Source organism: Streptomyces sp. AM8-1-1 (genome assembly GCF_032229325.1).
GTDB lineage: Bacteria > Actinomycetota > Actinomycetes > Streptomycetales > Streptomycetaceae > Streptomyces > Streptomyces achmelvichensis.
This window is the reverse complement of record NZ_CP135086.1, coordinates 746,911-760,190: the sequence shown is the minus strand read 5'-3', so window position 1 is coordinate 760,190 and position 13,280 is coordinate 746,911. Positions and strand designations below refer to the sequence as shown.

At 69.9% G+C, this 13,280-nt stretch carries 9 protein-coding genes; 4 read left to right on the top strand and 5 right to left on the bottom strand.

Annotation, left to right across the window (positions count from 1 at the left end; genetic code table 11):
• Positions 1–7: 7 nt before the first annotated feature.
• The 4 genes from rhaS to RPQ07_RS03340 form a co-directional block, all read right to left on the bottom strand.
• The gene (gene rhaS, locus RPQ07_RS03355; protein ID WP_313942482.1) at positions 8–1,093 is read right to left on the bottom strand and encodes a rhamnose ABC transporter substrate-binding protein; all 1,086 of its coding nucleotides are present in this window, start codon (positions 1,091–1,093) and stop codon (positions 8–10) included.
• A 61-nt stretch (positions 1,094–1,154) separates the two neighbouring features.
• A complete protein-coding gene (locus RPQ07_RS03350; RefSeq protein ID WP_313942481.1) occupies positions 1,155–2,147 on the bottom strand; it encodes an ABC transporter permease in 993 nt (330 codons plus the stop codon).
• Entirely contained in the window at positions 2,144–3,181 is a 1,038-nt protein-coding gene (locus tag RPQ07_RS03345; RefSeq protein WP_313942480.1) for an ABC transporter permease, read from the bottom strand. The genes RPQ07_RS03350 and RPQ07_RS03345 overlap by 4 nt, the downstream gene beginning before the upstream one ends.
• On the bottom strand, positions 3,178–4,743 hold the full coding sequence (locus tag RPQ07_RS03340) for a sugar ABC transporter ATP-binding protein (protein WP_313942479.1): 1,566 nt from the start codon (positions 4,741–4,743) through the stop codon (positions 3,178–3,180). The genes RPQ07_RS03345 and RPQ07_RS03340 overlap by 4 nt, the downstream gene beginning before the upstream one ends.
• Before the next feature lie 254 nt (positions 4,744–4,997).
• On the opposite strand from RPQ07_RS03340, the gene rhaI reads away from it, so the two are divergent.
• The 4 genes from rhaI (at position 4,998) to RPQ07_RS03320 (ending at position 11,409) form a co-directional block, all read left to right on the top strand.
• Positions 4,998–6,158: an L-rhamnose isomerase gene (gene rhaI / locus RPQ07_RS03335; protein ID WP_313942478.1), complete on the top strand. Its 1,161-nt coding sequence runs from the start codon at positions 4,998–5,000 to the stop codon at positions 6,156–6,158.
• Between the two features lie 5 nt (positions 6,159–6,163).
• Positions 6,164–8,203 carry a bifunctional aldolase/short-chain dehydrogenase gene (locus RPQ07_RS03330; RefSeq protein ID WP_313948763.1) on the top strand — a complete coding sequence of 680 codons (2,040 nt, stop codon included), beginning with the start codon at positions 6,164–6,166 and terminating at the stop codon, positions 8,201–8,203.
• A gap of 91 nt (positions 8,204–8,294) precedes the next feature.
• On the top strand, positions 8,295–9,806 hold the full coding sequence (locus RPQ07_RS03325) for a rhamnulokinase family protein (protein ID WP_313942477.1): 1,512 nt from the start codon (positions 8,295–8,297) through the stop codon (positions 9,804–9,806).
• A gap of 124 nt (positions 9,807–9,930) precedes the next feature.
• Entirely contained in the window at positions 9,931–11,409 is a 1,479-nt protein-coding gene (locus tag RPQ07_RS03320; protein WP_313942476.1) for a glutamate-cysteine ligase family protein, read from the top strand.
• A 63-nt stretch (positions 11,410–11,472) separates the two neighbouring features.
• Here the strand turns inward: RPQ07_RS03320 and RPQ07_RS03315 are convergent, their stop codons facing one another.
• Positions 11,473–13,122: a lysyl oxidase family protein gene (locus RPQ07_RS03315; RefSeq protein WP_313942475.1), complete on the bottom strand. Its 1,650-nt coding sequence runs from the start codon at positions 13,120–13,122 to the stop codon at positions 11,473–11,475.
• Positions 13,123–13,280: the final 158 nt, after the last annotated feature.

The window sequence follows — 13,280 nt, the reverse complement described above, 5'->3', positions numbered from 1 at the left end:
CTCCGGCTCAGAAGTCGAATTCGTCGATGTTCTTGACGTCGAAGACGGTCGGCGGGCCGAGGATGACCTCCCCGTCCTTGCCGATCGTGTACTCGCCCAGGTCGCCGGCCGTGAACGTCTCGCCCTGCGCCCCGGTGATCCGGCCGGAGGCGAGGGACGCCGCCGCGTAGGCGCCGAGGCGGCCCAGCTTCTTGGGGTCCCACAGCGAGAACTGCTCGACGGTGCCGTCCTTGACGTACTTGCGCATCTGGTTGGGCGTGCCGAGGCCGTTGAGCACGACCTTGCCCTTGTACGACGAGCCGCTGATGTAGCGGGCGGCCGCGGCGATGCCGACGGTGGTGGGGGAGATGATGCCCTTCAGGTTCGGATACGCCTTGAGCAGCCCCTGCGTCTCCTGGAAGGACTTCTGGTCGTCGTCGTCCCCGTAGGCGACCTTCACCAGCTTCATGTCCTGGTAGGCGGGCTTCTTCAGCTCGTCCTTCATGAACTCGATCCAGGTGTTCTGGTTGGTCGCGTTCTGGGTGGCCGAGAGGACCGCTATCTCACCCTTGTTGCCGAGCTGCTTCGCGAGATGCTGCACCTGGGTGCGGCCGATCTCCTCGGAACTGGCCTGGTTGATGAAGATCTGCCGGCAGTCCTTGGCGGTGTCCGAGTCGTAGGCCACGACCTTGATGTTCTGCCGCATGGCCTGCTTGAGGGGGCCGCAGACGGCGTTGGGGTCGTTCGCCGCGATCAGGATGGCGTCCTGGCGCTGCTGGATCAGGGTGTTGATGTACGAGACCTGGGACGAGGCCTTGGCGTCGGAGGGGCCGACCTCCTTGCCCGTGGCGCCGAACTCCTTGGCCGCGGCGATCCCCGCGTCGTCGACGATCTTCTCGTACGGGTTGTTGATCTGCTTCGGCAGGAAGGCGAGCTTGAGGCCCTTCTTCATCGGCGCGCCGGGATCAGCCTTCGCGCCGGCCGCCGCGGTCCCGGTGTCCTTGGCGGCGTCGTCCTTGGTGGTGCCCGAGCAGCCGACGAGAGCGACGGCGAGGGCGCACACGGCTGCCGCGGCGGGCAGGATACGGCGGCGTGCGCGGGAGTGCGGATGCATGACGGGGCCTTTCGGGTTGCGGGGGCGGGCATCGGGGACGAGCGGTGGGGGAGGTGCCGGGTCAACTCACGGACGCTGTAGCGGCGTTGCGCCGGTGTCGGCGCTCGCTGACCGTGGTGATGACCCTCGGGGTGAGCACGGACGCGATGAGCAGCAGCCCGGTGACGATCACCTGGATCTCGTTGGACACGTCGTTGAGCGTGAGCAGGTTGTTGAGGAGGCCGATCAGCAGGACGCCGGCGACGGCGCCGCCGAGGGTCCCCTTGCCGCCGTCGAAGTCGACGCCGCCCAGCAACACCGAGGCGATGACGACGAGTTCGAGCCCGACGCCGTTGTCGGCGCGGGCGCTGCCGTAGCGCAGCGTGTAGACGATCCCGGCGAACGAGGCGACCAGCCCGGAGACCATGAACAGCGCCAGCTTGATGCGCTTGACCCGGATGCCGGCGAAGTGGGCAGCGTCCTCCTGCGCGCCGACGGCGTACAGGGAGCGGCCGAACCCGGTGCAGTGCAGGACGACGGCGGCGACGACCGCGAGGACGGCGAACAGTGCGACGGGATAGGGCACGAACGTACCGGGAATGGTCTCGGTGTAGCGGGCCCATTGGGCGTACGACTCGGGGAAGTCGGCCACGGCCTTGTCACCCAGGGCCACGGAGGCGAGACCCCGGTAGAGGGTGAGGGTGCCGATGGTGACGGCGAGCGAGGGCAGTCCCACCCGGGTGACCAGCCAGCCGTTGAGGAGTCCGCCGAGGACACCGGTCAACAGGCAGATCGGCACGATCAGTTCGAACGTCCAGCCGGCGTCCCACAGCGAACCGGCCAGCGCGCTGGACAGGCCCAGCATGGAGGCCACGGACAGGTCGACCTGCCCCGCGACGACGAGCAGCGTCATGGGCAGCGCGATCAGCGCGATCTCCGCCGTGTCGTCCAGCGCCGCCGAGAGGTTCGCGGTGTCGGCGAAGCCCTCGGTGGTGCCCGCGCCGGCGAGGAAGACGGCGATCAGCAGGATCCCGACCGCGGTGTCCCAGCGGAGGTACTTGGTCAGAGTGCTCATCGCCGGCTCTTCTTCCTCAGGGCGCTGGTGGTGCGCACCTGGACGACACGGTCGGTGGTGATGGCCAGGAGCAACAGGACACCGGTGATCGCCTGCTGCCAGAAGGAATCCACCTTCAGCACGACCAGAGCGCTGCCGATCGTGGTGAGCAGCAGGGCACCGAGCGCCGCGCCCCACACGCTGCCGGTGCCGCCGGTGATGGCGATTCCGCCGACCACGACCGCGCTCACGACCGTGAGTTCCCAGCCGTTCGCGGCGTCGGCGACGACCGTGCCGAACCGTGCCAGCCACAGGGCGCCGGCGAAACCGGCGACAGCGCCGGAGAAGGCGTAGGCGGCCAGGACGCGCCGGCGGATCGGGATGCCGGCCAGCCGCGCGGCCTCGGGGTTGGAGCCGATCGCGTACAGCTCGCGGCCGCTGCGGTAGGTCCGCAGGAAGTACGCGGTGCCGGCCAGGACCGCGGCGGAGATGAGCGGCAGATAGGGGATGCCCGCCACGGAACCGCTGCCGAGGGAGAGGACCCCGTCGGGGACATTGGCGGCGTTGATCTGTTCGCCGTGGGCCCATGCGTGGTCGAGGCCCTGGATGACGTAGAGCATGCCGAGGGTGACGACGAGGGCCGGGACCCGGCCGAAGCTGACCAGCGCACCGCTGACCAGTCCGCACACCACACCGAGCGCGATGCCGAGCACGACGACGGTGAAGGCGCTGTGGTCCGTGCCGGAGACGAAGTGGCCACAGGCGAAGGCGGTCAGGCCGACGACGGAACCGACCGAGAGGTCGATGTTGCGGGTGATGACGACGACGGACTGGCCGACGGCGAGCAGCACCAGGATCGAGGAGTTGAGGAGCAGGTCCTTGATGCCCTGGTCGTCGAGGAAGGACGGATTGGCGAGCCAGGTGCCGGCGATCAGCAGGGCGAGCGCGCCGCCGATGCTGATCTCGCGGGCGCGGAAGACGGCGTCGGCGAGGGAGCGCGCCGAACGCTCGGACGGCGTCCCGGTGGTGGGCGGCTTGTCGAGCGCGGTGGTCATGCGGAGCTCTTTTCGTTGTCGCCGGCCGACGGCGCGGGTACCGGCGGCCGGGCGGCTCCCGCTCCGGTGGCGGCGGCCATCACCGTCTCCTCGGTGGCCTCGGACCGGTCCAGTTCTCCGACGAGCCGGCCTTCGCGCATCACGAGGATCCGGTCGGCCATGCCGAGCACCTCGGGCAGATCGGAGGAGACCATCAGCACCGCGAGTCCGTCGGCGGCGAGCGACGAGAGCAGCCGGTGGACCTCGGCCTTCGTCCCCACGTCGATGCCCCGGGTGGGTTCGTCGACGATGAGGACGCCGGGCCGGGTGGCCAGCCACTTGGCGAGGACGACCTTCTGCTGATTGCCGCCGGACAGCACGCCGACCGGGTCGGACAGCTTGTTGTACTTGAGCTGGAGGCGGACCGCCCAGTCGGCGGCCCTGGCCTGTTCGAGGGCACGGCGTACGAGGCCGCCCCTGCCGAGCCGGTCCAGCCCGGTGAGGGCGATGTTGCGCTCGATGGACATCTCCATGACCAGTCCGCGCTGTCTGCGGTCCTCGGGCACGAGCGCGATGCCCGCGTCCATCGAGGCGGTGGGGGAGCCGGCGGGCAGCGTGCGTCCCGCCACCGTCACCTCACCGGCGTCGGGGCGGTCGACTCCGAAGACCGCCTGGACCACTTCGCTGCGTCCTGCGCCGACGAGTCCGGCGAGCGCCACGATCTCACCGCGGTGCACGTCGAAGGAGATGTCGCGGAAGACACCCTCCCGCGTGAGCCGCCGCACGGACAGGGCCGACTCCCCGACGGTGGTGCGCTGTTTGGGATACAGCTCGTCGAGGTCCCGGCCGACCATCCGTCGTACGAGCGCCTCTTCGGTGAGGCCCTCCAGCGGTTCCGTGGCGATCAGCCGTCCGTCCCGCAGCGTGGTGACACGCCGGCAGATCTGAAAGATCTCCTCCAGGCGGTGGGAGATGAACAGGACGGCGGTGCCCTCGCCGCGCAGCGTCTCGACGACGGAGAAGAGGCGTGCCGTCTCGCTCGTCGTGAGCGCCGCCGTGGGTTCGTCCATGATCAGGACCCGCGCGTCGAAGGAGAGGGCTTTGGCGATCTCGACGATCTGCTGGTCCGCGATGGACAGTCCGCGGGCGGGGCGCTGCGGGTCGAGTCCGACACCGAGCCGGCTCATCAGGGCCGACGTGGCCGCGTGGACCGAGCCGCGGTCGATACGGCGCAGCGCACCCAGCGGCTGACGGCCCATGAAGATGTTCTCGGCGACGGACAGGTCGGGGAAGAGCGTCGGTTCCTGGTAGATGACGGCGATACCGGCGTCCCGGGCGTCACCGGGCCCGTGGAAGACCACCGGGTCGCCGTCGAGCAGGAGCGTGCCCGCGTCGGGCCGGTGCACTCCGGCAAGGATCTTGATGAGGGTCGACTTGCCCGCGCCGTTCTCGCCGGCGAGGGCATGGACCTCGCCGGGGAGAAGGCTCAACGAGACGTCCTGCAGGGCCCGTACGGCGCCGAAGGACTTGGAGACGTCCGTCAGCGCCAGAACGGGGGCCGGGCCCGTGTCGGACTGGTTCATGGGGACTCCTCAGGGTCGCCGGGGCGTTCGTCCCTGACGCCGTGAAAGGTTTCAAATGAGTTTCACGGAAGCTAGACGTGCGGGCCCGGCGCCGTCAATGGGTCTGCAGCCCTGAGTTTCCCCGTCGATTCTGGTACCTCAACAGCACGGTACGTGGCGCGGGTTGAGCCCTTGACAGTCCCGTGCGGGCTCCTTAGCTTCACCCTGATGAATCGATTCATGGCGTTGTTGTCCGTGACACGGGAGTGCTGACCATGCCGAGCCGAACCACCGTCATCGCCGCCCTCCGGACGCAGGCCGTCGAGACGGCCTCCTGGGCGTACGCGAACTCCGGCACCCGTTTCAAGGTCTTCGCCCAGCGGGGCGTCCCCCGCACCCCGCAGGAGAAACTGGACGACGCCGCCCAGGTCCACCGCCACACCGGCGTGGCGCCGACCGTGGCGCTGCACATCCCCTGGGACAGGGTCGACGACTACGCGGCTCTCGCGAAGTACGCCGAGGAGCGCGGACTGCGCCTCGGCGCGATCAACGCCAATGTGTTCCAGGACGACGACTACAAACTCGGCAGCGTGTGCCACCCCGACGCCTCGGTACGCCGCAAGGCACTGGACCATCTCTTCGAGTGCGTCGACATCATGGAGGCCACCGGCTCGCGCGACCTCAAACTGTGGTTCTCGGACGGCACCAACTACCCCGGCCAGGACGACATCCGGGACCGGCAGGACCGGCTCTCCGAGGCGCTCGCCGCGGTGTACGAGCGACTCGGCGACGACCGGCGGATGCTGCTGGAGTACAAGCTCTTCGAGCCCGCCTTCTACACGACCGACGTGCCGGACTGGGGCACCGCGTACGCGCACTGCCTGAGGCTGGGGGAGAAGGCGCAGGTCGTCGTGGACACCGGCCACCACGCGCCGGGCACCAACATCGAGTTCATCGTCGCGCTGCTGCTGCGGGAGGGGAAACTCGGCGGCTTCGACTTCAACTCACGGTTCTACGCCGACGACGACCTCATGGTCGGCGCGGCGGACCCCTTCCAGCTCTTCCGGATCATGTACGAGGTCATCCGCGGTGGCGGTCTCGTGCCCGGCACCGCCTTCATGCTCGACCAGTGCCACAACATCGAGGCGAAGATCCCCGCGATCATCCGCTCGGTGATGAACGTCCAGGAGGCGACGGCCAAGGCGCTGCTCGTGGACGCCGAGAGCCTCGCCGCCGCACAGGCGAGCGGCGATGTGCTGGAGGCCAACGCCGTCCTCATGGACGCCTACAACACGGATGTACGGCCGCTCCTCGCCGAGGTGCGCGAGGAGATGGGCATCGACCCCGATCCCGTCGGCGCCTACCGCCGCTCCGGCTGGGCCGAGAAGATCATCGACGAGCGCGTCGGCGGTACGCAGGCGGGGTGGGGGGCATGAACGACATGGCGCAGCACCCGACGGCCGCCGAACTGCTCGCCCGTTCCCACCGGCTGGGAGCGGACCCGCGCAATACCAACTTCGCCGGCGGCAACACCTCCGCCAAGGGCACCGGCACCGACCCCGTCACCGGCACGGACGTCGAGCTGATGTGGGTCAAGGGATCCGGTGGCGACCTCGGCACGCTCACCGCCGGCGGCCTGGCCGCCCTCCGGCTCGACCGGCTGCGCGCGCTCACCGCCGCCTACCCCGGCATCGAGCGCGAGGACGAGATGGTGGCCGCCTTCGACTACTGCCTGCACGGCAAGGGCGGGGCCGCTCCCTCCATCGACACCGCGATGCACGGCCTCGTGGACGCGGTCCATGTCGACCACCTCCACCCGGACTCGGGCATCGCGCTCGCCTGCGCGGCGGACGGTGAAGCCCTGACCAAGGAGTGCTTCGGCGAGCGGGTGGTGTGGGTGCCATGGCGGCGGCCCGGCTTCCAGCTCGGCCTCGACATCGCGGCCGTCAAGAAGGCCCACCCACAGGCGATCGGCTGCGTCCTCGGCGGCCACGGGATCACCGCCTGGGGGGCGACGTCCGAGGAGTGCGAGCGCAACTCGCTGGACATCATCCGTACGGCCGAGACCTTCCTGGCCGAGCGCGGCGCACCCGAACCCTTCGGCCCGGTGCTCGCGGGGTACGAGCCTCTGCCCGAGGCCGAGCGGCGGGTCCGCGCCGCCGCCCTCGCGCCGGTGATCCGCGGTCTCGCCTCCCACGACCGGGCGCAGGTCGGCCACTTCACCGATGCCGGACCGGTGCTCGACTTCCTGTCCCGGTCGGAGCATCCGCGACTGTCGGCGCTGGGCACCTCGTGCCCCGACCACTTCCTGCGCACGAAGATACGGCCGCTGGTCCTCGACCTGCCGCCGGGCGCCGGGCTCGACGCCGCCGTGGACCGGCTGAAGGAGCTCCACCGGGAGTACCGCGAGGAGTACCGGGCGTACTACGAGCGGCACGCCGACGAGCACACGCCCCCCATGCGCGGCGCCGATCCGGCGATCGTGCTGGTGCCCGGCGTGGGCATGTTCTCGTTCGGCAAGGACAAGCAGACGGCGCGCGTCGCCGGCGAGTTCTATCTCAACGCCGTCCATGTGATGCGCGGTGCCGAGGCCGCCTCGTCCTACACGCCGATCGAGGAGTCCGAGAAGTTCCGCATCGAGTACTGGGAACTGGAGGAGGCCAAGCTCCGGCGGATGCCGAGGCCCAGGCCGCTGGCCGCCAGGATCGCGCTGGTCACCGGAGCCGGCTCCGGCATCGGCCGGGCCATCGCGCACCGGCTCGTCGCCGAAGGCGCCTGTGTCGTCGTCGCCGATCGCTCCAGTGCCGGCGCCGAGACGGTGGCCGCCGAGCTCGGCGGGCCCGATCACGCGGTCGCGGTGACCGTCGACGTGACGAGCGAGGAACAGATCACCGAGGCCTTCGCGGCCGCCCATCTCGCCTTCGGCGGCGTCGACCTGGTCGTGAACAACGCCGGGATCTCCATCTCCAAGCCGTTGCTGGAGACATCGGCGAAGGACTGGGATCTCCAGCACGACATCATGGCCCGCGGATCCTTCCTGGTCTCCCGGGAGGCCGTCCGTACCATGACCGCCCAGCAACTGGGCGGCGACATCGTCTACATCGCGTCCAAGAACGGGGTCTTCGCGGGTCCCAACAACATCGCCTACGGCGCGACGAAGGCCGACCAGGCCCACCAGGTCAGGCTGCTGGCGGCCGAGGTCGGCGAGCACGGGATCCGGGTCAACGGGGTCAACCCCGACGGTGTGGTGCGCGGCTCCGGCATCTTCGCCGGCGGCTGGGGTGCCCAGCGGGCCGCCGTGTACGGCGTGGAGGAGGCGGAGCTCGGCGCGTTCTACGCCCGGCGCACACTGCTGAAGCGGGAGGTGCTGCCGGAGCATGTGGCCAACGCGGTCTTCGCGCTGACCGGCGGGGACCTCTCGCACACCACCGGACTGCACATCCCGGTGGACGCCGGGGTGGCGGCCGCCTTCCTCCGCTGACCGAGCGGGTCCCGATGACGACAATCCGAACCCCGCAGCCGGCCCGGCATCCGACCTGGCAGCGCCGGCACCCGACCGGCAGGAGGTGAACATGACCGACCCCCTCGCTTTCGCCGCCGTCGACCTCGGTGCGTCGAGCGGGCGGGTGATGCTGGGCCGCGCCGGTCCGGGCGTCCTGGAGCTGACCGAGGTCCACCGGTTCCCCAACCGGCCGGTCAGGACCGGTGCCACCCTGCACTGGGACATCCTCGCCCTCTACCGGGGTGTGCTCGACGGCCTGCGGGCCGCGGCCGCCGCGGCGGGCGGACGCCTCGCGGGTATCGGCATCGACAGCTGGGCCGTCGACTACGGACTTCTCGACGCGTCCGGCGAGCTCCTCGGCAATCCGGTCCATTACCGGGACGACCGTACGAAGGGAGTGGCGGAGAAGGTCGCGGCCGCCCTGCCGGCCGGCGAGCTGTATGCGGCGACAGGGCTCCAGTATCTGCCGTTCAACACCGTCTACCAGCTGGTCGCGGCACACGGAACACCCCAACTCGCCGCCGCCCGGCAGGTGTTGATGATCCCCGATCTGATCAGTTACTGGCTGACCGGCGGGGCCGGGACGGAGATCACCAACGCCTCCACCACCCAGCTGGTCGACCCCCGCACCCGCGACTGGTCCCCCACCGTCGCCCGGCGTCTGGGGATCGACCTCTCCCTCTTCCCGCCGCTGCGGGCACCCGGCGACACCGCCGGCACCCTGCGCCCCGAGGTGCTGGCCGAGACCGGGCTCACCGGGCCCGTGCCGGTGATCGTCGTCGGTTCGCACGACACCGCGTCGGCCGTTGTCGGCGTCCCCGCCGACGGCGAGGACTTCGCCTATGTCGCCACCGGCACCTGGTCACTCGCCGGGGTGGAGCTGCCCGCACCGGTCCTCGGGGAGGCGAGCAGACGCGCCAACTTCACCAATGAGCTCGGTGTGGACGGCACGGTCCGGTATCTGCGCAACATCATGGGCCTGTGGCTCCTCCAGGAGTGCCTGCGGAGCTGGGAGACGCAGGGCCGGGCCCAGGATCTTCCCGCACTGCTCGACGCCGCCGCGGCCGCCGTACCGCTGCGCTCGGTGGTCGACGCGAGCGACCCCGCCTTCATCGCCCCCGGCGACATGCCCCGCCGTATCGCAGACGCCTGTCTGCGGACGGGACAGCCCGAGCCCCGCACCGAGGCCGAGACGGTGCGCTGTGTTCTCGACTCGCTCGCGCTGGCCCACCGGCAGGCCGTCGAGGACGCCGTCCGGCTGGCCGGACGCCCTGTCTCGCGGGTGCACATCGTCGGGGGCGGAGTGCGCAATACGTTGCTGTGCCGGCTGACGGCCCAGGCGACGGGCCTGCCGGTCGTCGCCGGTCCCGCGGAGGCCGCCGCCTTCGGCAATCTGCTGGTGCAGGCGCGGGCGGCGGGGGCCGTCACCGGAGGTCTCGGGGATCTGCGCGCACTGCTCCGCACCACCCAGGAGCTGCGGGTTCACGAGCCAGGGGGTGCGAGCGGCACCACGCGCGAAGCGTGGGACGAGGCGGCGGCCCGCTGCCGCCGCGCCGAGGGGGCATCGGCCCGGCCCCGGTGAACCCGAGACGCCCCGTGCCGTCACACCCACGACGAGAGGCTGCCGCGGCTCCCTCGCTGGTCGGGTCGGCCCGGGAGTGCGATTCTGGGAGAGGGCAGTCTGCCGAGGGGACTCGGGAGGGCCGATGGGACGAGATGTCCCGGCGAAGGTGTTCACACGTGAGGACCGCCGCCGGTACCGGATCAAGATGCAGGCGTGCCTCGACGCCTTCGCGCAGATGCTGCGCGACTCCCGGTTCGAGTTCGAGCGGCCGCAGGTCGGTCTGGAGATCGAACTCAATCTGGCGGACGCCGAGGGCCGGCCCGCGATGCGCAGCACCGACGTGCTGGAGGCGATCGCCGATCCCGCGTGGGCGACCGAGCTGGGCCGGTTCAATCTGGAGATCAACATCCCGCCACGGCGGCTCACGGCCGGCGGCCCCGACGACTGGGAGCAGGAGATCCGCGACGCGCTCAATCATGCCGAGGAGCGGGCCGCCGCCGTCGGCGCGCATCTGATCATGGTGGGCATCCTGCCGACCCTGCGGCAGCCGGACGTGGGCGAGGCCGCGCTGTCGGAGGATCCGCGCTACAGGCTGCTGAACGAGCAGGTCTTCGCTGCCCGCGGCGAGGATCTGAGGATCGCCGTGGACGGGGTGGACCGGCTGAGGACGTATGCCGACACCATCACGCCCGAGGCGGCGTGCACCAGTACCCAGTTCCATCTGCAGGTCTCGCCCGACGAGTTCGCCGGCTACTGGAACGCCGCACAGGCCATCGCCGGCGTCCAGGTGGCGCTGGCGGCGAACTCACCGTTCCTGTTCGGCAAGGAGCTGTGGCACGAGACCCGTATCCCCCTCTTCGAGCAGGCCACCGACACCCGCTCCGACGAGATCAAGGTGCAGGGGGTTCGGCCCCGCGTGTGGTTCGGCGAACGGTGGATCAACAGCGTCTTCGACCTCTTCGAGGAGAACGTGCGGTACTTCCCCGCGCTGCTGCCGCTGTGCGACGACCAGGACCCGCTGCAGACCCTGGACGGCGGCGACATCCCCGAGCTGGCCGAACTCACCCTGCACAACGGCACGATCTACCGCTGGAACCGCCCGGTGTACGCGATCGACCACGACAAACCGCATCTGCGCGTGGAGAACCGCGTACTCCCCGCCGGGCCCACGGTCGCCGACGTCCTCGCCAACGGAGCGTTCTACTACGGTCTGACCCGCGCGCTGGTCGACGAGGAGCGTCCGGTCTGGTCCCGCATGTCGTTCTCGGCCGCGGAGGACAATCTGCACGCCGCCGCGCGGAACGGGATCGACGCACGGCTGTACTGGCCCGGAATGGGTGAGGTGCCCGTGGTCGAACTGGTGCTGCGCCGGCTGCTGCCGCTGGCGCACCAGGGGCTGGAGCGCTCCGGCATGGACGCGGCATGGCGGGAGCCGCTGCTGGGAATCATCGAGCAGCGGTGCGTCACGGGCCGCAACGGGGCGGTCTGGCAGAAGGAGATGTTCCATCACATCGCCGACTCCAGCCACGTCGGCTCCCGCGAGGCACTGCGCCGGATGACCCGGCAGTACAGCGACTACATGCATCTCAACGCACCCGTCCACACCTGGCCGGTGGACTGAGAGCGGCAGGAGGCCCGGTCACCTGCGAGAGATGACCGGGCCTTCGTGCTGTGTGACCGTGTGTCAGGGGGCGTTGATCAGGTCGTGCGGAGGAACGGTGACCTTGCGGGCACCCGCCTTGCCGCTGAGGACGACCTTGCGCAGGGCGACGTTGTTCTTGAGGTTCGTCTCCTGAAGCCGCTTCTCCGGGTTGGCGATGACCTGGATGTAGTACGTGCCGTTGGGCAGGTCCGTCACGTCGAAGGACTGACCGGGACGGTACTGGGTGTAGGTGTCGCCGGAGCCCACGTCCAGGACCTCACGCACCGAGATCGAGCTCTGTTGACCGCAGGCGGTGGACAGATCGGTGTTGAACGGGTGCCAGTTGGCGTTCTTCACCGTGTAGTCGATCGCGTCCGTGTTGGCCAGGCAGAAGGCCTCCTTGCCGCTGCGGACGATCTCGCTCTGGTCGGCGCTCAGCAGGCGGTAGCTGGCGAAGTCGGTGAAGTGCCAGTGCTCGTGGCCGATGCGCGGGTCCCACTCCATGGTGCCTGTGGGGGTGTAGCCGACCTGCTTGCCCTTCGCGTCGTAGAAGTACTGGTAGGCGTCCATCAGGTCCTTGCCGGGACTGCGGAAGCCGTCCACGACGAGCGGCGCGGGACCGGCGTTCCACACGTTGGCGCTGAAGACCATGTAGTCCTTGCCCGGGACGTCACCGTCCTCGCCGTCGGAGATGCCGATGTCCCAGGCCGGCAGCGAACGCAGGTCGGGCTTGGGCACGTCGGGCACACTCGCCCGGCCGGTCGGACGCTTGGCGTTGGGCGTGAGGGCGGGCGCGATCCGCGAGCCGTCGGTGTGGCCCGGGCCGTCACCGAGGTGACCGGCCGCGCGGGCGGCCTTCAGCGCGTACGGCAGGGCGGGCGGCGCGGGTGCGTCGGCTCCCCGGCCCTCGTGGTAGGCGTGCCCACCGGCAGCCGGCTTCCCGTGGGCGGCGCCGTGACCGGAGTGACCGGTCTTCGACGAGCGAGCCCCTTCACCGGGCGGGCTCTGGCGCACGGTCACCTTGAGCGACTTGGTCTCGTCGGGCATACCGAACAGATCGCGGTACGCCTTGGTCACCGACAGCTTGGCGGTGTATTCACCCACCGGCAGCTTCACCGGCTCGGAGTAGTACCCGAGGTAGGTGTTGGAGGCCCAGCCGTTCTCGACACCCCAGACCGATCCGAGGGTGAAGGGATTGGTGGGACAGCTCTCGGGATACTTCGACTTCGCCGGGGCGTCCGGGCGGATGCGGCCGGAGGCGTTGTTCGGACAGAAGGTCTCCTGCTTGCTGAGCACCTTCTTCCCGTTCTTGTCCGTGATGGTGACCTGGAGGAAGCCGGCCAGGCCGGTGAAGTCCTTGACGAGGCCCTTCGGCAGCGTCTTGGTCGTGGTCTTCTTCCCCTGGCGGATGACCTGTTGGGCCACGACAGGGTCCTTGTAGGACTTGCGCTTCACCTGGAACTCCAGGGGCGCGCCCTCGGCGGTGAGGTAGGTGCCGAGGTCGAGATAGACCCCGGACTCCTCGTCCCGGTCGAGAGTGACGGCGGTGGAGGCGGCGATCAGCCGAAGCTTGGGTGTGGTCTGTGCTGTGGCGGCGTCGGGAGCGGCGGCGGCTACGCCGGCGATCACAGCCAGCGCGGCGGAGCCGGCGAACGCGGCGCGCCAGAGACGATTGCGGTGAGGTCTGGTCATCGGTTCCTCGTCCTCAGGAGCCAGCGGAATGACCCGATCGGTTCTGATCGGAGCCTGGCCGACCTGTCAGAACGCGGGACGCCCGAACCGGTTGTCTGAGGACCCTCAAGTCGTCGATCCTTGTCCGAAATGGTGGCGGTTCCGCGACAATCCGGCCG

Bases quoted from the DNA above. Each gene is read 5' to 3' on its own strand.
- RPQ07_RS03315 (WP_313942475.1), bottom strand. From the start codon at position 13,122: ATGACCAGACCTCACCGCAATCGTCTCTGGCGCGCCGCGTTCGCCGGC.
- rhaI (WP_313942478.1), top strand. From the start codon at position 4,998: ATGCCGAGCCGAACCACCGTCATCGCCGCCCTCCGGACGCAGGCCGTC.
- RPQ07_RS03350 (WP_313942481.1), bottom strand. From the start codon at position 2,147: ATGAGCACTCTGACCAAGTACCTCCGCTGGGACACCGCGGTCGGGATC.
- RPQ07_RS03330 (WP_313948763.1), top strand. From the start codon at position 6,164: ATGGCGCAGCACCCGACGGCCGCCGAACTGCTCGCCCGTTCCCACCGG.
- RPQ07_RS03320 (WP_313942476.1), top strand. From the start codon at position 9,931: ATGGGACGAGATGTCCCGGCGAAGGTGTTCACACGTGAGGACCGCCGC.
- rhaS (WP_313942482.1), bottom strand. From the start codon at position 1,093: ATGCATCCGCACTCCCGCGCACGCCGCCGTATCCTGCCCGCCGCGGCA.
- RPQ07_RS03345 (WP_313942480.1), bottom strand. From the start codon at position 3,181: ATGACCACCGCGCTCGACAAGCCGCCCACCACCGGGACGCCGTCCGAG.
- RPQ07_RS03340 (WP_313942479.1), bottom strand. From the start codon at position 4,743: ATGAACCAGTCCGACACGGGCCCGGCCCCCGTTCTGGCGCTGACGGAC.
- RPQ07_RS03325 (WP_313942477.1), top strand. From the start codon at position 8,295: ATGACCGACCCCCTCGCTTTCGCCGCCGTCGACCTCGGTGCGTCGAGC.